This window comes from Streptomyces arenae (genome assembly GCF_022343545.1).
Lineage (GTDB): Bacteria > Actinomycetota > Actinomycetes > Streptomycetales > Streptomycetaceae > Streptomyces > Streptomyces humi.
In genome coordinates this window covers 137,654-158,645 of sequence record NZ_JAKQYH010000013.1, presented here as the reverse complement: position 1 = coordinate 158,645, position 20,992 = coordinate 137,654, and the positions used below count along the sequence as shown (strand labels likewise).

Annotated in this window: 16 protein-coding genes; 9 read left to right on the top strand and 7 right to left on the bottom strand. The window is 72.7% G+C overall.

Annotation, left to right across the window (positions count from 1 at the left end):
* Positions 1-59: 59 nt before the first annotated feature.
* Together MB828_RS07285 and MB828_RS07280 are read left to right on the top strand one after the other, a co-directional pair.
* A complete protein-coding gene (locus MB828_RS07285; protein WP_301647428.1) occupies positions 60-1,757 on the top strand; it encodes an ATP-binding protein in 1,698 nt (565 codons plus the stop codon).
* On the top strand, positions 1,754-2,443 hold the full coding sequence (locus tag MB828_RS07280; RefSeq protein ID WP_301647427.1) for a response regulator: 690 nt from the start codon (positions 1,754-1,756) through the stop codon (positions 2,441-2,443). The genes MB828_RS07285 and MB828_RS07280 overlap by 4 nt, the downstream gene beginning before the upstream one ends.
* A 145-nt stretch (positions 2,444-2,588) precedes the next feature.
* On the opposite strand, the gene MB828_RS07275 is transcribed toward MB828_RS07280, so the two are convergent.
* On the bottom strand, positions 2,589-3,209 hold the full coding sequence (locus MB828_RS07275; protein ID WP_301647426.1) for a hypothetical protein: 621 nt from the start codon (positions 3,207-3,209) through the stop codon (positions 2,589-2,591).
* Between the two features lie 332 nt (positions 3,210-3,541).
* Here MB828_RS07275 and MB828_RS07270 point away from each other — a divergent pair, with 332 nt between their 5' ends.
* A complete protein-coding gene (locus MB828_RS07270; protein ID WP_301647425.1) occupies positions 3,542-4,093 on the top strand; it encodes a DUF3566 domain-containing protein in 552 nt (183 codons plus the stop codon).
* A gap of 70 nt (positions 4,094-4,163) precedes the next feature.
* Here the strand turns inward: MB828_RS07270 and MB828_RS07265 are convergent, their stop codons facing one another.
* The 3 genes from MB828_RS07265 to MB828_RS07255 all read right to left on the bottom strand — a co-directional run bounded on the left by MB828_RS07265 (position 4,164) and on the right by MB828_RS07255 (position 7,451).
* Positions 4,164-5,750, bottom strand: a complete 1,587-nt coding sequence (locus tag MB828_RS07265; RefSeq protein ID WP_301647424.1) for a peptidoglycan-binding protein — start codon at positions 5,748-5,750, stop codon at positions 4,164-4,166.
* Between the two features lie 413 nt (positions 5,751-6,163).
* Complete coding sequence (locus tag MB828_RS07260; protein ID WP_301647423.1) at positions 6,164-6,484, bottom strand: WhiB family transcriptional regulator; 321 nt, start codon at positions 6,482-6,484, stop codon at positions 6,164-6,166.
* Between the two features lie 178 nt (positions 6,485-6,662).
* Positions 6,663-7,451, bottom strand: a complete 789-nt coding sequence (locus MB828_RS07255; RefSeq protein WP_301647422.1) for an SAM-dependent methyltransferase — start codon at positions 7,449-7,451, stop codon at positions 6,663-6,665.
* A gap of 288 nt (positions 7,452-7,739) precedes the next feature.
* On the opposite strand from MB828_RS07255, the gene MB828_RS07250 reads away from it, so the two are divergent.
* From MB828_RS07250 to MB828_RS07240, 3 genes are all read left to right on the top strand, one after another.
* Positions 7,740-8,309: a DUF4232 domain-containing protein gene (locus MB828_RS07250; protein ID WP_301647421.1), complete on the top strand. Its 570-nt coding sequence runs from the start codon at positions 7,740-7,742 to the stop codon at positions 8,307-8,309.
* A gap of 245 nt (positions 8,310-8,554) precedes the next feature.
* Positions 8,555-9,196, top strand: a complete 642-nt coding sequence (locus tag MB828_RS07245; RefSeq protein ID WP_301647494.1) for a DedA family protein — start codon at positions 8,555-8,557, stop codon at positions 9,194-9,196.
* Positions 9,197-9,450: 254 nt separating this feature from the next.
* Positions 9,451-10,842 (top strand): glutamate decarboxylase, encoded by a 1,392-nt coding sequence (locus MB828_RS07240; protein ID WP_301647420.1) that lies wholly within the window; start codon positions 9,451-9,453, stop codon positions 10,840-10,842.
* Positions 10,843-10,900: 58 nt separating this feature from the next.
* On the opposite strand, the gene MB828_RS07235 is transcribed toward MB828_RS07240, so the two are convergent.
* Positions 10,901-11,353 carry a MarR family winged helix-turn-helix transcriptional regulator gene (locus tag MB828_RS07235; protein WP_301647419.1) on the bottom strand — a complete coding sequence of 151 codons (453 nt, stop codon included), beginning with the start codon at positions 11,351-11,353 and terminating at the stop codon, positions 10,901-10,903.
* 50 nt (positions 11,354-11,403) lie between these two features.
* Positions 11,404-12,396, bottom strand: a complete 993-nt coding sequence (locus tag MB828_RS07230; RefSeq protein ID WP_301647418.1) for an Lrp/AsnC family transcriptional regulator — start codon at positions 12,394-12,396, stop codon at positions 11,404-11,406.
* 194 nt (positions 12,397-12,590) lie between these two features.
* On the opposite strand from MB828_RS07230, the gene MB828_RS07225 reads away from it, so the two are divergent.
* The gene (locus MB828_RS07225; protein WP_301647417.1) at positions 12,591-14,189 is read left to right on the top strand and encodes an MFS transporter; all 1,599 of its coding nucleotides are present in this window, start codon (positions 12,591-12,593) and stop codon (positions 14,187-14,189) included.
* Positions 14,190-14,259: 70 nt separating this feature from the next.
* Here the strand turns inward: MB828_RS07225 and MB828_RS07220 are convergent, their stop codons facing one another.
* Entirely contained in the window at positions 14,260-15,591 is a 1,332-nt protein-coding gene (locus tag MB828_RS07220; RefSeq protein WP_301647416.1) for an enolase C-terminal domain-like protein, read from the bottom strand.
* 268 nt (positions 15,592-15,859) lie between these two features.
* On the opposite strand from MB828_RS07220, the gene MB828_RS46810 reads away from it, so the two are divergent.
* Positions 15,860-16,699, top strand: a complete 840-nt coding sequence (locus MB828_RS46810) for a hypothetical protein (protein ID WP_430381341.1) — start codon at positions 15,860-15,862, stop codon at positions 16,697-16,699.
* A 22-nt stretch (positions 16,700-16,721) separates the two neighbouring features.
* Positions 16,722-20,984 (top strand): cation-translocating P-type ATPase, encoded by a 4,263-nt coding sequence (locus tag MB828_RS07210; protein ID WP_301647415.1) that lies wholly within the window; start codon positions 16,722-16,724, stop codon positions 20,982-20,984.
* Positions 20,985-20,992 lie beyond the last annotated feature (8 nt).

Below are 20,992 nucleotides of genomic sequence, written 5' to 3'. Positions count from 1 at the left end.
CGCCACCACGGGTGCGGCGCAGGGGCCGCGCCCGGCCCGTACGGCAGGCAGGGACACCTGTGAAACCCATCCGTATCCCGGTGCCCGGCCGTGGCGGGAAGGGGCGGCTCTCCGCGCGGATCCTGGCCAGCCAGCTGACCATTCTGGCGCTGACCGGGATGATCGGTTTCGTGCTGTTCGCGTTCGCGCAGCGGGGCGAGATCGACCGCGCCTACGAGCAGCGGGCGCTGGACATCGCGCGGACCACGGCCGCCGAACCGCAGATCCGCCAGGCCATGCGGTACGGGGGTGGCGGCGACGTGGTGCAGAGGGTGGCCGAAAGGATCCGCAGGGCCTCGGGTGCCTCGTACGTGGTCGTGCTCGACCTGCGCGGCATCCGCCACTCCCACCCCGATCCGGCCCTGATCGGTGAACCGACGGGCGATCAGATCGTGGTGCTGGACGGCAGGACCCACGTCGGTACCGACCAGGGCGCGACCGGGCGTTCCGCCAACGGCAAGGCCCCGCTGTACGGCCCCACCGGCACGCTGGTCGGCGAGGTGTCCGCGGGGATTCCCGAGCACTACGTGCTGGGCGAGCTGTGGCGTGAGCTGCCCACCTTCGGCGTGTACAGCGCCAGCGCCGTCGCGCTCGGTTCGACGGCGGCGTTCCTGCTGGCCAGGCGGCTCAAGCGGACGACGTTCGGACTGGAACTGGAGGAGATCGCCGGGCTGCTCCAGGACCGGGAGGCGATGCTGCACGGCATCCGTGAGGGAGTAGTCGCCTTCGATCCCGAGGGCAGGATCACGGTCGTCAACGACGAGGCACGCGACCTGCTCGGCCTCGGTACCGCGCTCGGCTGCACGCTGGCCGAGGTACTGCCGGACGGGAGGCTGCGGCGCGCCCTGGACGGCACCCTGACGGGCAGCGACATCAGCGTGCTCACCGACGGCCACTGCCTGGTCGTGAACCGGATGCCGGTGGCCCTGCACGGCCGTGAACTGGGCGCCGTGGTCACCGTCCGCGACCGCACCGAGCTCATCGGGCTGCTGCGCGAACTGGACTCGGTGCGTGGCCTGACCGACGCGCTGCGCGCGCAGCAGCACGAGTTCACCAACCGGATGCACACGGTGGCCGGGCTGCTGGACATCGGTGACCACGCCGCCGCCTACGAGTTCGCCGTGGAGACGGCCGGCGCCGAGCAGGCGCTCACCGAGTCCGTACGGGAACGGATCGGCAACCCGCTGCTCGTGGGTCTGATCGTCGCCAAGACCACCGTGGCCGCGGAACGCGGGGTGCGGATCGTCCTCAGCGAGGACTCCGCCCTGGGTGAGGACCCGCCGCACCTGCGCCGGCTGCTGACCATCGTCGGCAACCTGCTGGACAACGCGATCGACGCGTCCGCGACCGGCCCGGCGCGGCCGGGCGGTCCCGAGGTGCGGCTGTCGTTGATCGAGGCCGTCGGCGTGGTGCGGGTGGAGGTGGCCGACACCGGGCCGGGCATCCCGCCGGGCACCGTCGAGTCGATCTTCGAGGACGGTTGGTCGACCCGTCCGGACCGGGGCACCGCGCGGCGCGGACTCGGACTCGCTCTCGTCCACCGGCTGGTACAGCGGCACGGGGGCACGATCACGGTCAGCGAAGGGCCGGGCGCGGTCTTCACCCTGACGCTGCCCGTGCCCGACACCGCCCCAGCCCCGCAAGGCGCCCTGTTCACGACGGCTCTGCCGGTGCCGGTCGGCGCGCGGGACGGCGTCTCAGGAGGTGACGGCTGGTGATCCGGACCCTGGTGGTGGACGACGACTTCCGGGTCAGCCGTGTCCACTGCGACTACGCGTCCCGCGTCAAGGGCTTCGAGGTGGTCGGCCAGGCGGCGAGCGTGGGCGCGGCGCTGGACGCGGTACGCGTCCTCCACCCGGACCTGCTGCTGCTCGACATCTTCCTGCCGGACGGCAGCGGGCTCGACGTGTTGCGCCGGCTGAGCGGGGACGAGGGCGGCGACCGTCCCGACGCCATCATGATCACCGCCGACCGGGACATCACCTCGGTGCGGATCGCGATGAAACTCGGTGCCGTCGGCTACCTGGTGAAGCCCTTCGGGGCGCCCGATCTCGCCGAGCGGCTCACCGCCTACCGCGAGCTCCAGCACCGCATGGACGCCCTGGGCACGGTCCCCGAGACCGAACAGGCCGACGTAGACGCCCTGTTCAGCGCGGCCCGCCCGCCCGCCGTGCCCCGGGTCCCCGCCAAGGGCCACTCCGCGCCGACGCTCGCCCTGCTGCACCAGACCCTGCGCACCGCGCACGACGCCCTGTCGGCCGCGGAGACGGCCGAACGCACCGGGGTGTCCCGTGCCACGGCCCAGCGCTATCTGTCCTACCTGGTCAAGGAAGGCATGGTCCGGCTCGAACTGCGCTACGGAGCGACCGGGCGTCCCGAGCACCGTTACCGCGTCGTGCGCTGACCGGTCAGGACCTGCTGTCGAAGGAACAGCGCTCCGATCTCCAGCGGCTCGTGACCGCGTGGACAAAGTGGGTCGGCACGTTGACAACGGCACGTCCGGCTGCGCGTCACACCCGGGTCAAAGGAGCCCCCCCGGGTGGCGGTCGTCAGCGGCGTGGGGGGTTTCCGTAGCGGGGCAGGAGCTCCACTTCCCTGCGGTTCACCGTCAGCGGCACGTGCCAACGGCCGGTGGCGCAGTGGGTCCTGCCCAGCCCGTTGCCGATGAAGAAGTACCCGAAGCAGTTCTGGCACGCGCGCCAGCCGGCCTGGTGCCGGTACCTGGGGTTGAAGTCCCGGGACGTCTCCACGCGGTACGTCTCGGGCGACGGGGTGTGGCCCCGCGAGTTGTTGGGGCACAGCGTGGGTCCGCCGGCGTCCCAGTAGGCCGCCTTGCAGGTCCGGCACCACTTCATGTCGAGGTTGCCGTTGGTCCTGCCGTCGTGGCTGTAGTCGCCGCCCTGGTCGACGAACCAATACACGCCGCTGCCGTCGACGTAGTGGCTGTGGTCCCACCAGTGCGACACCGGACAGTGACCGTTGTCCCCCGCGCCCGGGCGCCACAGGCCCTGGCAGCGTCGGCACCAGCGGAACGCCGCGTTCGTCCCGGCGAAGGCGTTCGCCGCCCCGCCCAGCACCGCACCGGACGCCAGTGCCAGAACGCCCCCGAAGAGAACGCGCCTGCGGAGCGCGCTATCGGCGTCCGTATTCCCGTTCGACTCATCGCTCATCTTTTTCCTCCCCCTGCCGACGGATATCGGTTCGCAACCGGAACGAGCCGGTTGCAGTACTGCTATTTCACGATGATTCAGGAGAATTTCGCCGGCCACCAGCCCTGTCACCTGCGCGAGCACGTGAATTACGGAGAACTTCGTAGGGGCATGCCATATCCGGCGAGGAGAAAGGTGAGTTGAATCGGGAAGGTGCCGGGGGTGACGCCGGTTTCCCGGGCGCCAAGGTGGTACGGAGTTCCCCGCACCCGCTCACGCACGGTGATCGTCGGGGATGCGTGGCGGCACGGCTGGACCTAACGTCGCAGGTGTGGACCAGCCAGGGAGTGCACATGAGCCGAATCAAGCGCAGCAGTACCGGTAAGCCGGTGCCGCGGACCGCGTCCCGCACCGCGCCCATCGCGCCCGCCCCCACGGCACCCGGCCCCGCAGCGCCGCCGTCGGCGCCGGTCCGGGACCGCCCCCTCCCCCACGCCCCTCCGGAGCCGCCCACCCGGATACGCATCACCGGGACCAACCCCTGGTCGGTCACGGTGATGAGTTCGCTCTTCCTGGGGGGCCTGGGCGTGTGCGTCCTCGGCGCCATGCTCGGCACGTCGGTGATCCTGGACATCGTGGCCCCGGGCGCCTGGCCGACACCCTCGGACACGCTCTTCATCGCGACCGGGGTGGTCACGCTGGAGGTGGTCCTGGGCACCGTCATGGCCTGCCTGTGCAGCTTCATGTACAACTACACCGCACGCTTCAGCGGCGGAGTCGAAGTGGCCGTGACCGACGACCTCGATGACGCGACACCGGCCGCCCAGGCCCTCCGCGTCATGACACGGCTGCGTGCCCGTATGCGGTCGGCGGACGTCACGGTTCGCCGACCGGACGGAGAGTGAGTCGCCTCCCGCGGGCCCGTGTTCCGGTGGCCCGGAGGAACGCTCTCCTCCGGGCGCCCGGATCCTGCGGTCAGCGGACTCGGATGAACAGCACGTCGTAGCCGCTGTTCGTGCTGCGGGTCTTGACGTAGACGCCGTCCGAACCACCGTTGGGATTACTGGTGTTGCCTTCGACGGTCGTGAAGCTGGAGCCGCCGCTCACCGTCCGCACGATGCCTATGTGCTCGTGGCCGCCGGTGTAGTCGTTGCCGCCGTTCCAGTCGAAGGCCACGATGTCGCCCGGCTGCGGATCCGTCGTCACCGAGAGGTGGTAGTTGCCGGCCCGTGCCTGCTTGACCCAGCCCGAGACGTAGGTGTTGCGGTAGGAGCTCGCGCCGGTCTGCTTGGCCACCCAGCTCACGAAGGTCGCGCACCAGGCGTAGTTGCTGGTGGACAGCGACAGGCCCACGGCCGATCCGTAGCTGTTCGCCCGCGCGCTGCCCTCGACCGTGCCGACCTCGGCCGCGGCCACGTCCAGGATCTTGCTGTACCCGCCTCCGGGCGCGGGTGAGGACGGCGGGGTGACCGCGCCGTACAGGGCGGCCTTGGTGTTCGTGCCGACCTGGCCGTCGACCGACAGGCCCTTCTCGGCTTGGAAGTCGCGGACCGCGCTCTCGGTCAGCGGTCCGAAGTCGCCGTCGACGGCGAGGTCCGCTCCGTGGTGGTTGAGCAGGCTCTGCAACTCGGTGACGCAGCCGCTCTTCTGGCCCTTCACGATGTTGCTGGGGCACGAGGCGGAGTTCAGGTTGATCGGTGCCGGTGCGCCACTGCCGCCGCCGGTGCTGATGTTCGAGTACAGGGCGGCCTTGGTGTTGGGGCCGACCTCACCGTCGACGGAGAGGCCCGCCGCCGACTGGAACGACTTCACGGCCGCCAGGGTGGCGGGGCCGAACTGACCGTCCACGTCGAGGTGCTGGCCCTTGCCGTTCAGCAGTGCCTGGAGCGTGGCGACACAGCCGCCGCTCTCCCCCTCCACGATGTTCGACGGGCAGGACGCCGACCGCAGGTCCAGGGCGGTGGACGGTGACTCGTCGGTGTCGTAGAGCTCCCGCTTGGTGTTCGTGCCCACCTGGCCGTCGACGGAAAGGCCGTGCGTGGACTGGAAGTTGCGGACCGCGCTGTCCGTCGCCGAGCCGAAGTCGCCGTCCACGTCGATCGAGTAGCCGAAGTGCCGCAGCAGCCGCTGCAGTTCGGTGACGCAGCCGCCCTTGTTGCCCTGGACGATGTTGGCCGGGCACGACGAGGAGTTGAGATTGATGGGCGACGGTGCCGATCCGCCGGTGGCGTACAGCTTGGCCTTGGTCTGGGGGCCCACCCGTCCGTCCACGGCGATCGCGGTGGAGGCCTGGTACTGGCGCACCGCGTAGAGCGTGTTCGCCCCGAAGCTGCCGTCCACCGTCAGACCCGCGCCGTGCGCGTTGAGCAGGTTCTGCAACTCGGTGACGCAGCCGCTGACCTGGCCCTGCAAGATCTCGTCGGGGCAGGACGCGGAGGTCAGCCTGATCGCCGCGGGGGCCGCCGACGCGGGGGCGGCACCGAGCAGGGTGCCCGCCGAGAGGAGCGCCGTCGTCGCGGCGAAGACGCCGGCTCTGACTCTCCAGCCCGGTCTCGCGGTCATGGTCCCCCGCTTCGCGGCGCGTGTCCTGCCGGCGCGGTCGTGCAACGTACCCTTGCTCATCACTGGGGGTCCCCTTCGGTGATCCACGGTCTCCGGCGTGCTGCCGGGGCGCTCTGGAACGAGCGGCGCAGACGCTATCGACGGCGGTGCCGTCCGAGGAGGAGTTCCGCCGGTCGCGGGAGGCTGGGACGCCGTTGCCGCGACCACCAGGGACGATCCGCCCGCTTTGGGACGCACTTGGGACGCGGGGCCGCCGGTGACACCGCACGCGGGCGCGGCAGCACGGCCGACACCGCGCGGGGACGCGGTGGCCGTGGGCGGCAGGTCGGGTCGGCCGTGTGGTGTCCCGTGCCCCTACGGTGACGCCGGCGCCCTCTCCTGTACGGGGGCCGCGTTCCCTGGGGGCCGCATGTTCAGCAGGCCTGCCCCGGGAGGTGGCCGTCGGCGGCGGGCCGTTCGTGTTCGGTGCGAGCGGTCTCCAGCAGGGCACGCCAGGAGGTCACCGTCGGCCGGCGGCGCAGCAGACCGCGTCGGGCACGCTCCGTCATACCGCCCCAGATACCGTGCTCGACACGGTGGTCGAGGGCGTACGCGAGGCACTCGGTGCGCACGGGGCACCCCGTGCAGACGGCCTTCGCCCGGTTCTGGGCGGCCCCTTCGACGAACAACTCCTCAGGGTCGGCGGTACGGCACTTCGCCCGCGCCTGCCATTCCTCGCCAGAACTGTTCGCCATGGTCCGGTCCCCTCCCGTTCCTCTGCTGTCCGCCCTCGAACAGCGGCGATCCAGTGACCGTACGCCCCTCAGGCATCCCACAGGATTCTCCGTCCGACAGCAATCCGAACGGGTGACGGCTCCGTTGACAGCGGCGAACGAAGCGGTACGCGTGGCGGAGGTGCCGGGCCGGGCGGTGTCAGCCGATGCGGGCCACTCCCGCGTAGATGCCGCTGCCCTCCGGTTCGGTGGCCGGGGCGGCGGCGAACCATTCCGTCGCCGTCACCAGGCCGGGCTCCACGAGGCTCATGCCGTCGAAGAACCGCGCCACTTCCGAGCGGGTGCGGAAGGCGAGCCGGATGCCGGCCTGCGCGTACTCGGCGACGACCCGTTCGACGAGTTCCGGATACAGGTCGGACGCGGCGTGCGACAGGATCAGATGGCTGCCGGCCGGCAGGGTGCCGGCCAGGGCCCGGACGATTCCGTGGGCGTCCTGCTCGTCGGTGATGAAGTGCATCAGCGCGATCAGCGACAGGGCGACGGGCCGGTCGAAGTCCAGGACGTGCCGGGCGTGTTCGACGATCGCTTCCGGGTCGCGCACGTCGGCCTGGATGTAGTCCGTCGTCCCCTCGGGCCGGCTGATCAGCAGGGCCTCGGCGTGCCGAAGGACTATCGGGTCGTTGTCGGTGTAGACGACCTTGGCCGACGGTATGACGTCCTGCACGATCTGGTGGAGGTTCGGCTCGGTGGGAATGCCGGTGCCGATGTCCAGGAACTGGTCGATGCCCTGCGTGGCGAGCCAGGCCGCCGCCCGGTGCATGAACTGACGGTTCTGGCGGGCGGCGTCGCGTGCCTGGGGCGGCAGCTTCTCGCCGACGGCCTCGTCCACCGGGTAGTTGTCCTTGCCGCCGAGCAGCCAGTCGTAGACCCGGGCGGGGTGCGCCCTGCTGGTGTCGATCGACACGGACGGCTGTGGGCTGGTCGTCATGGCAACTCCGTCGCGCCGGTGAGAGATACAGACCGAACTTGTGATGATCGTACTCGGGCATCTCATCTGCCGTACGCAGGGGGCGACTTGACGAACCGTCCCGTCCGGCCGTTCCAGGGACATGCTGTTCGTGCAGGTCAGCGTCGGTGCGAACGTTCCAGTGTCCCGTGATCGCGTGGCGGGGTGGCGGCCGGGACGGATCTCGGCCGATGGTGTGGTCGTCCGACGGCGCGATCCACCTCGACCAGTGGCGCGCTCTTCAGATCTCTCTCGCAGGGGGAATCCCGCATGTCCGTTCAGACCACCCGTCGCCGTACGGCTCTTGTCACCGCCACCCTCGCCGCGGCCGCCGCGCTCTCGCTGGCGGCGGGCGGTTCCGGCCAGGCCGCCCCGCGGCCCGCCGTCGCCAAGGCGGTCGCCAAGAAGGCGGCGGCCCCGGTCACGTGCACCGGCGCCAACACCAAGGTGACGGCCCAGACCGTGACCCGTCCGCTGAACCACCTGCTCCTGACCGTCACCAACACCGGCACCAAGGCCTGCGACCTGTACGGCTACCCGGCCCTGCAGTTCACCGACGCACAGGCCGTGCCCCCGGTGATCGACGAGTCGCAGCCGCAGGCCGTCGTCACCCTCGCCCCCGGGAAGTCCGGCTACGCGGGTGTGACCCTCTCCAGCGCCGACGGCAGCGGCGAGGGCGGCCACACCGCGAAGACCCTGCGGATCTACTTCCAGAACCGCGACCTCGAGTTCCCGGGCACGGGCACCAAGGTCGCGCTGCCGGCCAAGGGCGTCCACATCGACAGCGCCCTGCGCGTCACCTACTGGCAGAGCGACGCGTCCACCGCCCTCACCTGGTAGCGCACCCGCGGCCCGGCGGCGACGCCGTCGGACGGCCCGGTCCCCCGGCCGGCACCGGGGCGACCGGCCGTACGCGTCGCGGTGGCCCCGACGGAAGCGGCCGACAGCGGCGTACCGGGTGCTCTCCGGCTGATCATTTGCTCCGGGGGCGCGGAGCGCGGTGTTGGAGAAGAGTTCCGGAGGGTCTTCACGCGACACTTGGGGGGAAGGAGACAGTGGGCGAGCGGGCCGGGGAGGCGAGCGTGGTGATCGCCGTCGATCCGACGGACAGCGCCTCGCTGCTGGCTGCCTTCGGAGCGCTGGGCGTGCTGGCGGTGATCTTCGCCGAGTCGGCCCTGCTGGTCGTCGGGTTCTTCCTGCCGGGCGACACCCTGCTGTTCCCGGCCGGTGTGCTGTGTGCGGCGACCGCGGACCGGCCGCCCCGGCTGGAGCTGTGGCAGGTGCTGGTGTGCGCGGCCGTCGGCGCGGTGGCGGGCGGGCAGGTCGGCTATCTCATCGGACGGCACGGCGGACGGCCGCTGCTCGCCCGCACCTCCCGGCCCCGGGTGCGCGAGGGAGCGGCCCGCGCGGAACGGCTGCTGGCCCGCTACGGGTACGGAAAGGCGCTGGTCATCGGCCGTTTCGTGCCGATGTTGCGCTCCGTGCTGCACCCGGCGGCCGGGGCGCTCGGGGTGCCGGTGCGGCCGTTCACCCTGTGGCAGAGCGTCGGCGGCATCCTGTGGTCCCAGAGCTTCGTCCTCGCCGGGTACGCCCTGGGTTCCTCGGTCTCCCACGTCGACGACTACCTGCTGCCGCTGGTCGGCGCGATCGTCGTGCTCTCCGTGGTGCCGTTGCTGCTGGAGGCCCGCAGATCGCGCCGGGGGCGGGCCGGCCAGGGTTCCCAGTGAGCCGGACGGTGCCGGCCTACGTGGCGGAGAGCGCGATGCCGTTCGCCGCCGGCACCCGGCCCGGCGACCGGCGTCCCACCGGAACCATCTCCTTCGCACCGCCGCCCGGGCCCAGTATGGGCGAGGGAAAATTCAGTTCATCAGTGCGCAAACCGATCGCTGGATCGGTGTAATCGGCAGACATGTCGGACCGCACGGCGATCTAGCGTCGGAGTGCACGGGGGCCACACGAACCAGAAAGCACCGAGGCACGCATGCCCATCCCGAACACCGACGTCCTCCCGAATACCGACGTCCTGACCGCGACCGAGTTCGACACCCTGAGCGCTTCCGCCGCCGACCTCCTCTCGCCCGTCGACGAGCTGCCCGAGTCGGCGGCCTCGCCCGACCTGGTGCTGCGGCGGGTGCGTGACGAGCTGATGCTCGACGGCAATCCCCGGCTCAACCTCGCCACCTTCGTGACGACCTGGATGGAGCCGCAGGCACGGCAGTTGATGACGGAGACGGCGGAGAAGAACCTCGCCGACCGCGCCGAGTACCCGCAGATCACCGCCATGGAGGAGCGCTGTGTGCGGATGCTCGCCAGGCTCTGGCACGCCCCGCACCCGGAGCGGGTCCGCGGCTGCTCCACCACCGGCTCCAGCGAGGCGGCCATGCTCGGCGGGCTCGCGCTCAAGCGCCGCTGGCAGGAGCGCCGCCGCGGCCAGGGCAAGGACACCGCGCGCCCGAACCTGGTGATGGGCGCGAACGTCCAGGTGTGCTGGAAGAAGTTCGCCAACTACTTCGAGGTCGAGCCGCGTTACGTCCCGATGGAGCCGGGCCGCTACCACCTCACGCCCGACACCCTCACCGCCTACTGCGACGACAACACCATCGGCGTCGTCACCGTCCTCGGCTCCACCTTCGACGGCTCCTACGAACCCGTCGCCGACATCTGCCTGGCCCTGGACGGCTACCAGGCGGCCACCGGCACCGACATCCCCGTGCACGTCGACGGCGCGTCCGGCGCGATGGTGGCCCCCTTCCTCGACCCGGGCCTGATGTGGGACTTCCAGCTCGAACGCGTCGCCTCCATCAACACGTCGGGGCACAAGTACGGGCACGTCTTCCCCGGCCTCGGCTGGGCCCTGTGGCGCGACGCCGACGCACTCCCCGACGACCTGGTCTTCGAGGTCGACTACCTCGGCGGCAGCAACCCCAGCTTCACCCTCAACTTCTCCCGTCCGGGCGCCCATGTCGTCGCGCAGTACTACAGCTTCCTGCGCTACGGCTTCGAGGGGCTGCGGAAGCTGGCCACCCAGAGCCGTACGACGGCCCGTGCGCTGGCCACCCGCATCCGCTCCATTCCCCCCTACGAACTGGTCACGGACGGCTCCGAACTCCCGGCCTTCGCCTTCCGCCTGGCGCCCGGCACCCAGGGCTTCACGGTCTTCGACGTCTCCCACGCCATGCGGGCACGCGGCTGGCACCTGCCCGCCTACGCCTTCCCCGCCCCCTGCCAGGACGTCTCCGTGCTGCGTCTGGTCGTACGCACCGGGTTCACCGCCGAACTCGCGGGCATGTTCATCGCCGACCTGACGGAGATCACCAGGCAGCTCCACCCCGCCCGGCCCGCCCCCCTCGTCAAGCCGCTGACCACGGCCTGAAATACCCCCGCACCGGTGGCCGGGCGCCGGCGAGCGGTTCCGTGCCCGCCCGCGGGGCTCAGTCGAGGTTCTCCACGACCGCCTCGAACTGCCGCGCCATGGCCGACACCGAGCGCCCGTCGAGCAGGTCCATGACGCGCTTGCGGGCGCTCGCCAGATGCACGGGGTAGGCGTCCTGGAGCCGCTTCAGCCCCTCGGGGGTCAGCTTGGCGACATTGCCGCGGGCGTCGCCCTCATAACGCCGTTTGGCCACCTGGCCGCGTCCTTGGAGCGCCTCGACGACGCGGGTGATGCGGCTCGCCGACAGTGCGGTGGCCGAGGCGAGGTCCGTCATCCGCAGTTCCTGGTTCTCGGCCTCGGAGAGGTTCATCAGGACGACGTACTCGGTGAGGGTGAGCCCGGTGGACCGCAGCAGGTCGTCGTCCAGTGAGCGCGGCAGCGCGACGATGACACGCATCAGCGCGCGCCAGAGGCGTTCTTCCTGAGCGGTCAGTGGATCATCGGCGGCCATCCGGGGAAGATTAGCGTGCTCAAGCAACCAACCTCAACCGTCGTCGGTGCCTAGCCCGGCGGTGGTACCAGGCGGCCGTGGGAGATGAGGGAGGCGGCCTGTTTGAGGCGGCGGACCCGGATGCTGACGCTGTAGCCGTCGATGCCCGGGATCGCGGCGATGCTCGTGGTCAGATAGCGGTAGAAGTCCTCGGCGTCCCGGGCGATGACGATCACCATCAGGTTGTGCTCGCCGCTGATGGCCCCGACGAACGCGACCTCCTCATGGCGGGCGATCTCCTCGCCGACCCGCTCCAGCCGGGCGGGGGCCACCCGCAGCCAGACGGTGGCGTTGAGGTGGTGGCCGAGCCGTTCGGGGAGCAGTTCGACGTCGTACGTGAGGGTGCCCGAGCCCTCCAGCGCCTCCAGGCGCCGGGCCACCCGGGCCGGCGACCAGCCGGTCAGCTCGGCGAGCCGGGTCTGGGTGGTACGGCCGTCCTCGGCGAGGGCGTCGAGCAGCGGGGTGTCCTCCTCGGCCGGGGGCGGCGGGGGGCCGGGGGCGGGGGCCGGCCGTTCCGCGGTGAGCTGCCGGACCTGCTCGGGGTCGAGGTTGTCGCCGTAGCCCGTCCACTCGCTGCTGCCCGGCGTGCCGTAGGAGTGGATGAGCAGGTCGACGGTGATGTCCAGGACCGCGGCGGCCCGCGGCAGCTGCCGCAGCAGGACGTCGTCGCGCTGCATGTCGAGCGGTGCCCGGATGACGCAGAAGATCTCCGAGCCGCCCGAGGCCAGATGGGCGTAGGCGATGTCGGGACGCCGGGCCAGGCTGTCGGCGAGCGGGCGGACCAGGTCGGGGCGGCAGCGGATGCGGGTGGCCCACTCCACGGTGCCGTACACCCGCGGGTTGACCAGGCCCAGGACCCGCAGTGCGCCGGCCCGCCGCAGCGCTTGGTAACGGCGGGCCGCGGTCTGCTCGGAGACACCGGCCACCTCACCGATCCGGCGGAAGGGCAGCCGGGGCGCGCACTGCAGGGCGCGGAGGATCTTCCTGTCCACGGTGTCGAGCATGGCGGAATTCTGACATGAGAAGACGAGAAAATGGAGGCTTTCGCAGGTGCACGGGGGTGGGGTTGGCGGTTGTGCGGCCTCGGACCGGATGCTATGGCGGCGGGTTTCCCCTCGGAGGCCCGGTCGACAGCGGGCCGCCGGGGATGCCGGGCGGCCTACGAGCGCGGTGCCGTGCGCCGCGAAGGAGTGTCTCCGTGAATCTCACGACACCGGCGAGCGGGCCGGTCGAGCGGCGGACGGCCACGATCGTGATGGCCTGCCTGGGCGTCTTCGTCGCTTATCTGCCGGTCACCACCGTCGCCGTGAGCCTGCCCGCCCTGCAAGCGGCACTGGACGCCTCGACGGCCCAGCTGTCGTGGGTGCAGGACGCGTTCGTGCTGCCGATGGCCGCGTTCATCCTGACCGCCGGTGTGTTCGGGGACGTGCACGGGCGCAAGAAGGTCTTCCAGGCCGGTCTGCTGTTCTCGGCCGCGGGCGCGGTCACCGCGTTGTGCGCGCACTCCGTCGAGGTCGTCTGGGCCGGGCAGGCACTGGCCGGGCTCGGTGCGGCGGCGTTGCTGCCGACCACGCTGGCGCTGATCAGCCATGCGGTGCCGGACCACCGGGAGCGCGGGAAGTTCATCGGCATCTGGGCCACCTGCCTGATGGCGGCCCTGGCGGTCGGTCCGGTCGTCGCCGGTGTGGTCGTCGCGCACTTCTCCTGGCGCTGGATCTACCTGCCGTCGGTCCCCGTCGCGCTGCTCTCGGTCGCGATCGCGGCCCGGCAGCTGTCCGACTCGCGCGCTCCGCACGGGCGCCGGCTGGACTGGCCCGGGCAGATCACCGCCACCCTCGCGATCACCGCGCTGGTGTACGGCGTGATCGAGGGCGGCGCCGGTTCGTTCACCGACGTCAAGGTGATGGTGGCGCTGTTCACCGCCGTGGTCTCCGGGGTCGCGTTCGTGCTGGCGGAGCGGCGCAGTGACAGCCCGATGCTGGACCTGAGCCTGTTCCGCAGTCCCGCCTTCACGGCCACCACGCTCGTGGCGATGACCAGTTTCCTGGCGCTGATCGGGTTCTTCTTCGTACTCAGCCTCTACTTCGGCATGGTGCAGCGGCTGGACACGCTGCAGGCCTGCTGGCGGCTGCTGATGGTCACCGGGGCCGCCCTGCTCGTCGGCGGACCGGCCGGGCGGGTGATGCACCGGGTCTCGGCACGCTGGATGATCACCGGTGGTCTGCTGATGGTCGCCGCCGCCCAGTTCGCGCTGATCGGCCTGGCCGCCGACACCTCCTTCGGCTCCGCCGCCTGGCGGCTCGCCCTGCTGGGCCTCGGCATGGGGCTGGTGATGACGCCGATGACGGCGACCGCGGTGGCCTCCGTGCCGTATCACCTGGCCGGCATGGCGGCCGCGGGCAACAACGCCTTCCGGCAGGTCGGCGGCGCCCTCGGGCCGGCCGTCCTGGGTGCCCTGCTCACCACCCGGGCGCTCCACGCGCTGCCCGGTCACCTCGCCGACGCGGGAGTGGGCGGCGCGGTCCAGGACCGGATCGTCTCCGTCGCGCAGACGGACGGTCTCGGCGCGGTCGCCGGACTGGACCTGGGCGCGGAGACCGGACAGGCCATGGGGGCGCTCGGCGACTCCTTCCTGGACGGCATGCGGCTGTGCCTGATCACGGCGGGCAGCCTCACCCTGCTGGCGGCCCTGGTCGCGGTGGTCCTGCTGCGCACGCCCCGGCGGCAGCCGACGCTCAGGGCGGCGGGTGCCCAGCCCAGCAGGGACGAGCAGCCCTCGGCCGCGCGGAGCGCCTGACAACCCACCCCACAGCCCCTGACAATTCACCCCACAGCCCCTGACGGCTCACCCCACAGCGCCTGCCGGCTCACCGCACCAGGCAGGGTCGCTTGGGGTCGAAGGTCCAGTCCTCCACCAGGTACCGCATCCCGGTCGCGTCGTCCCGGCCCGCACCGAGGTTCTTCTCCTGGTGGAGGGCGTGGGCCGCGAGCAGGCGGTCCGTGTCGAGGCGGATGCCGAGCCCGGGGGCGTCGGTGACGGCGACCTCGCCGCCGACGATCCGCGGCGGCTCGGCCGTGAGCCGCTCCCGGCCCTCCTGCCAGATCCAGTGGGTGTCCAGGGCGTTGTACTCGCCGGGGGCCGCGGCACCGCAGTGGGCCATCATCGCGAGCGAGATGTCGAAGTGGTTGTTGGAGTGGCAGCCCCAGGTCAGGCCCATCTCGTGGCAGAGCTGCGCCACCCGTACCGAGCCCCGCAGGGTCCAGAAGTGCGGGTCCGCGAGCGGGATCGACACCGACTGGAGCGCGAGGGCGTGGGTGAGCTGCCGCCAGTCGGTGGCGATCATGTTGGTCGCGGTGGGCAGCCCGGTGGCCCGGCGGAACTCGGCGAGGATCTCGCGTCCCGAGTAGCCGTCCTCGGCCCCGCAGGGGTCCTCGGCGTAGGCGAGGGTGCCGAGCAGCGGCCGGCACAGCTCGACGGCCTCGCGCAGGGACCAGGCACCGTTGGGGTCGAGGGTGATCCGGGCCTCGGGGAAGCGCTGCTTCAGTGCCTGTACGGCCTTGACCTCCTCGGCGCCGGCCAGGACCCCGCCCTTCAGCTTGAAGTCCCGGAAGCCGTAACGGTCGTGGGCCGCCTCCGCCTGGCGGACGATGGCCTCCGGGGTCAGGGCCTCCTCGCGGCGGATCCGGTACCAGGGCACGTCCGAGTCGGCCTCGCGGAGGTAGTCCAGGCCGGTGCGGCCGGGGTCGCCGACGTAGAAGAGGTAGCCGAGGACCCGTACCGAGTCGCGCTGCTTGCCGTCGCCGAGCAGGGCGGCGACGGGCACCTCCAGATGCTGTCCGAGCAGGTCGAGCAGGGCGGACTCGACGGCGGTGACGGCGTGCACGGTGGTCCGCAGGTCGAAGGTCTGCGCGCCGCGGCCGCCGGCGTCCCGCCCGCCGAACTCCTCCCCCATGGTCCGCAACACCCTTTTCCAGTCGCCCAGTCGCGCGCCGACGACCAGCCGCTCCGCGTCCCGCAAAGTCCGCGTGATGGCTTCCCCGCCCGGCACCTCGCCGAGCCCGGTCCGGCCCTCGGAGTCCTCGACGACCAGGACGTTGCGGGTGAAGTACGGGGCGTGGGCGCCGGAGAGGTTGAGCAGCATGGAGTCTCGGCCTGCCACCGGATACACGGAGAAGCGGGTGACGACGGGCTGGCTCATGGGAGAACGTCCTTACGGGCTCTGACGTCATCCAGGACGGACTGACGCCCACATACAGAGACAGTGTCTCCGTATGAAGACAGAGGCTAGAGATGCGGGCATGCCCAGGTCAAGAGGGCAGGCCAGGGGGCACGAAGGACTTCGACAGGGGCGAGCCCGTCACGTTCGGGCGAGACTTCCGATATGCCCGATTAATTCCGGATGGGCACCGCGGTGCGGGGAACTCGGCGGCCAGAGAGTGTGATCCCGGCATTGACGAGGAGTAGTCATGGCTGAGCAGAAGTCGTCCTCGGCCCTCACCGCGCCCCTGCGGAACGCGGCCTCGGCGGTGCGCAAGGTGCCCGGCGCCGGGGCCGTCACCAGGGCCGCCGAAGGAACGCTGGACAAGATCGGCGTCGTCTCGCCCCGGAGCCGTCGAATGGCGGTGTACGCCGGTGCGGGAGTGCTGGGCGTGGCAGGCGTCGTGGAGTGGCCCGTCGCGCTGAGCGGTGCGGCGATCGCCTGGCTCACCCAACCCCGGCCGGGGCAGAGCCCGCGGACGGCGCCGCCGGAGGCGACCGACGACCCGACGGCCGGCACCGGTCAAGGCGCCTACGTGGCCATGGGCGACGCGGCGACGGCGCAGGAGACGGCCACGGGCACGGCAGCGCCGGGCCCGGTGCGGGAGGACCAGATGCCGGAGCCGGGCACCCACGGCCTGACAGTGCCCTCGACCGAGCCGGGCCTGACCTCCGCGGAGCCGGGCGCGCCCGACACCGAGCCGAGCCCGCCCGCCTCGGAGTCGGCCCCGCCCACCGCCGCGCCGCACACGCCTGCCACCCAGCCGGGCCCGCCGTCCGTCGCCGAACCGGCCGTACCCACCGCCGAGTCGGGTGCACCTGACAGCGAACCGGCCCGGCCCGCCGCGGAGTCGGACACCCCCGCCGCCGAACCAGCCTCATCCGCCGCCGAGTCGGGCGTGAGTGGCGTCGGGCCGGGGCCGTTGCCCGTCGCCGAGTCGGTACCGCCCACCGCCGCGCCGGTTCCGGTCGCCCCGCCCGCCGATGCCGAGTCGGGCGGGGAGCCGGACGCGGGGCCCGGTGCGCCGGTCGCGCCGCCGTCCAGCTGATCCGGGCCGGGGGTGACGTGTGATGGCGCTCGGTCTCCAGGCGGTGCCGTCCGTGGCCGCGCGGGCCCTCTCCGCGGCGCCCCGGCTGCTGGCCGGGGTCGCCACGGAGGGTGTCGGCGCGGTCGCGGGAGCCGCGGCCGGTACCGCACGGGCCGGTGTCCGGAGCCTGGACACGGCCACCCGGCTCACCAGGGCGGCACGCAACACGCTGGCCGGCGCCGAGTGGCAGTGGCGCTCCGGCGCCCGCGCGCACTTCTCCCTGCGCGCGGCCGACCCGGAGCAGGCCCGGGCCGCGGGCGGCGCGCACCGGCTCGCCGCGCACGTCGCCGAGGTGCTGACGGAACACCCGGACGTCCTGTTCGCCTACTGGGACGAAGGCCTCGGCCGTCTGGTGGTGGCCGCCGCCGAGGAGGCGGTCACCGACGAGGTCATGCAGCGCGCGGCCGACCTCGCCGCCCGGCACGGTCTGGTCGCCGCCGGAGAAGGCCCCGAGGAGGTCACGCATCCGGCCGACCCGAGAGGGGTCCGGGCGGCGCTGGCGACCCTCGCAGCCGATCTTGTCGGCACCGGCGTGGGCATCGCCGCCTACACCCTGCGGCTGCCACCCTCCTCGCGGGTGGTGACCGCCCTGGTGACGGTACTGCGGGAGAACCCACGCTTCCGTGGACTGCTCCGCGCCCGCCTGGGTGCCGATGCCACGGACCTGCTGCTGACCTGTGCGAACGCCGCGGCCCACGCCGCGGGGCAGACGCCCACCGCGCTGCTGCTCGACGCCGTGCTGCGCGGCTGCCAGCTCGCGGACACCGTCGCCCGGGCATCCGCCTTCGAGTTCTTCCAGGACGAGCTGTGCACCCCGGACCGGCCGAGCGTCGGCGACGGTGGTCGGCCACGCCCGCCCCTGCGCACCACCCCGGCCCAGGAGTACGCCACGCACGCCACCGCCGGCAGTGTGCTGGGCGCGGCGGCGACGCTGCTGGTGAAACAGCGGGTCGCCGAGGCCGCCGAAGCGGTGCTCGCCGGCTCGCCGAAGGCCGCCCGCTACGGGCCGACCGCATTCGAGGCGGTACTCGGTGCCGTGCTGGCCCGCTCGGGGCTGCTCGTCCGCGATCCGGAGCGGCTGCGGGAACTGGAACTGGCCGGCACGATCGTGCTGCATCCGTCGGCGGTGCGCACCGAGGAGGGTGAGGCCGATCCCTGGACGGAACCGGTGCTGGACGCCGCCCGGCGAGCCGGACTGCGGGTCGTGCTGGTCGACGACCCGGCGCTGGAGGACTTCACGGGCCTCGCCGACCAGGTGGTGGACGCCCGTCGGCCCCTGGACGACGTGGTCCACTCGCTGCCGGAGGACGCCGGCGCGGTGATCACGGTGGCCCGGCTGTGGTCGGCCCGGGACCAGGTACTGCTGGCCGGTCTGCTGGCCGGTGACATCGCGGTCGCGCTCACCGACACGGACAGCGCGGTCGTGTGGAGCGCGGACGCCCTCGCTCTGCACGGACTGCCCGATGTGTGGCGGCTGCTCAGCGCGATACCGGCCGCCCGCCGGGTGGGCCGCCGCTCGGGGACCCTGGCCCGGTCGGGCGCCGCGCTCTCCGGGCTGCTGGTGGCCGTCGGCGAGTCGCGCGGCGGACGCGGCCGGCTGGCCGCACTGCCCGGGTTGCGGCACGCGCCGGTCGACGGCGCCGCCGCGGCCGCGCTGCTCTCGGCGATCCGGGCGGCCCTGCGGGTGGCGCGGGCCGAGGCGCCGCACCCCCGGGCCCGGGTGCACTGGCACGAACTCGGGCCGCGGGAGACCCTGGAGCGGCTGGAGCACGAGCGGGAGGCGGCACCGCCCGAGGAGCGGCAGCAGGCCACCGGGCCGCCCGGACACCCGGTGCTCGTGCCGGTGCGGTGGATCCGGCGGCTCGCCCACGCCGTACGCAGTGAACTGGACGACCCGCTGACACCGGTGCTCGCCGTCGGTTCGGCCGCGTCCGCGATCGTCGGATCGGCGGTGGACGCGCTCCTGGTGGTCGGTGCGCTCGACCTGAACGCGCTGGTCGGCGGTATCCAGCGGCTGCGGGCCGAACAAGCCGTGTCCGGGCTGCTCGCGGACCAGAAGCGGCAGGCCAGGGTCGCGGACGCCCCGGGCGATCCGGAGACGCACACCGTGGACGCGGTGCGCCTGTCCCCCGGCGACGTGATCGACCTGCACACCGACGACGTGGTGCCGGCCGACGCCCGGGTCCTCTCGGAGGACGGCCTGGAGGTCGACGAGTCCGCGCTGACCGGCGAGTCGGTGCCGACGGAGAAGCACACCGCCGCGACCCCGCACGTCCCGGTGGCCGACCGGCACTCCATGGTCTTCGAGGGCACGACGGTGGCCGCCGGTCATGCGCGCGCGGTCGTGGTCGACACCGGCGAGCGCACCGAGGCCGCCCGCGCCGTTCACCTCGCCGCGCGAACGCCCCCGGCCGCCGGAGTCCAGGCCCGGCTGCACGAACTCACCGCGAAGGCGCTGCCGTTGACACTGGCGGGCGGCGCCGCGGTGACCGGTCTCGCGCTGCTGCGCGGGACCCCGATCCGGGAGGCGGTCGGCGGCGGCGTGGCCGTCGCCGTGGCCGCCGTACCGGAGGGGCTGCCGCTGGTGGCGACGGTGGCACAGCTGGCCGCCGCCCGGCGGCTGAGCCGGGGCGGGGTCCTGGTCCGGGCGCCCCGCGCACTGGAGGCGCTGGGCCGGATGGACACCGTCTGCTTCGACAAGACGGGCACGCTCACCGCGAACGAACTGCGCCTGGCCCGGGCGACCGACGCGGACGGGAGGGTCCTCGCGGCCGGCGACGAGGCGGCGGCCGGCACGGTGCGGGTGGCGGCCCGGGCCTGCCCGCAGGTCGGTGACGGCGCCCGGCCGCCCGAGCATGTCACCGACGCGGCGGTCCTCGACGCGGCCGCGCCCGACCCGGACTGGGAGCAGACCGAGGGGCTGCCGTTCGAGGCGGCCCGCGGCTACGCGGCCGCCGTCGGCCGGGCCGGCGCCGGGCGGCGGGTGCTGGTGCTGAAGGGAGCGCCCGAGACGGTGCTGCCCGCCTGTCGTGGGCTCTCCGGGGACGCCTCTGAGGTCGCGCACGAGCTGGCCGGCCGGGGACTGCGCGTCCTGGCCGTCGCCCAACGCGGGCTCGGTGCTGCCGAGGACGCCCAGAAGGTTCTGGAACAGCCCCTGGAGGACCTGGAGTTCGTCGGACTCCTGGGGCTCGCGGACACGCCCCGGGAGACCTCGACGGCCCTGGTACGGGGTCTCCAAGAGGAGGGCATCCGGCCGGTGATGCTCACCGGCGACCACCCGGGAACCGCCCGGTCGATCGCCGCGGAGCTGGGCTGGCCCGCGGACACGGTCGTGGTGACCGGTGACGACCTCGCCGCGGCCGACCGCGCGGGCAGGGCCCGGATGCTGCGCGACGCGGGTGTCGTGGCGCGCGTGGCACCGGAACAGAAGCTTCAGGTCATCGAGGCGCTGCGGGATGCCGGGCGGGTGGTCGGCATGGTCGGCGACGGCGCCAACGACGCGGCGGCGATCCGCGCCGCCGACATCGGCGTGGGTATCAACGCCCAGGGCTCCGCCGCCGCCCGCAACGCCGCCGACCTGGTCCTCACCGACGACGACCTGACGGTGCTGATGGACGCGGTGGGCGAGGGCAGGGCACTGTGGCACAGCGTCGCGGACGCGGTCGCGATCCTGATCGGCGGCAACGCGGGCGAGATCGGCTTCGGGATCCTCGGCACCCTGATGGCCGGCCGGGCCCCGCTGTCCACCCGGCAGATGCTGCTGGTCAACCTGTTCACCGACCTGTTCCCGGCGATGGCGGTGGCCGTCACGCCGAAGGAGCCGGAGGAGCGGTCGGATCCCGGGGCGCCGTCGGACGTGCTCGGAGCGCCCCTGATCGAGCAGATCCGGCACCGGGCCCTGACGACCAGCGCCGGCGCGCTGCTGGCCTGGCTCCTCGGTCGGGTCACCCCCGGAACGCCCCGCCGCTCCGGCACCATGGCGCTGGCCGCGGTGGTCGGTACCCAGCTCGTGCAGACCCTCCTGGACCGCCGGGGCAGCACGCTGGTGCGTCTCACCTCGCTCGGCTCGGCCGCCGTTCTGGTCGCGCTCATCGAGACACCGGGAGCGAGTCAGTTCTTCGGCTGCACCCCGCTGGGCCCGGTTGCCCTGACCGCCGTGGCCGCGTCAGTCGCACTGGCCGTCTGGAGCCAGCGGGCCCTGCCCTTCCTGGAACGGCTCGTCACGGACCTGGTCCCCGGTTCCTGAGCCGCACC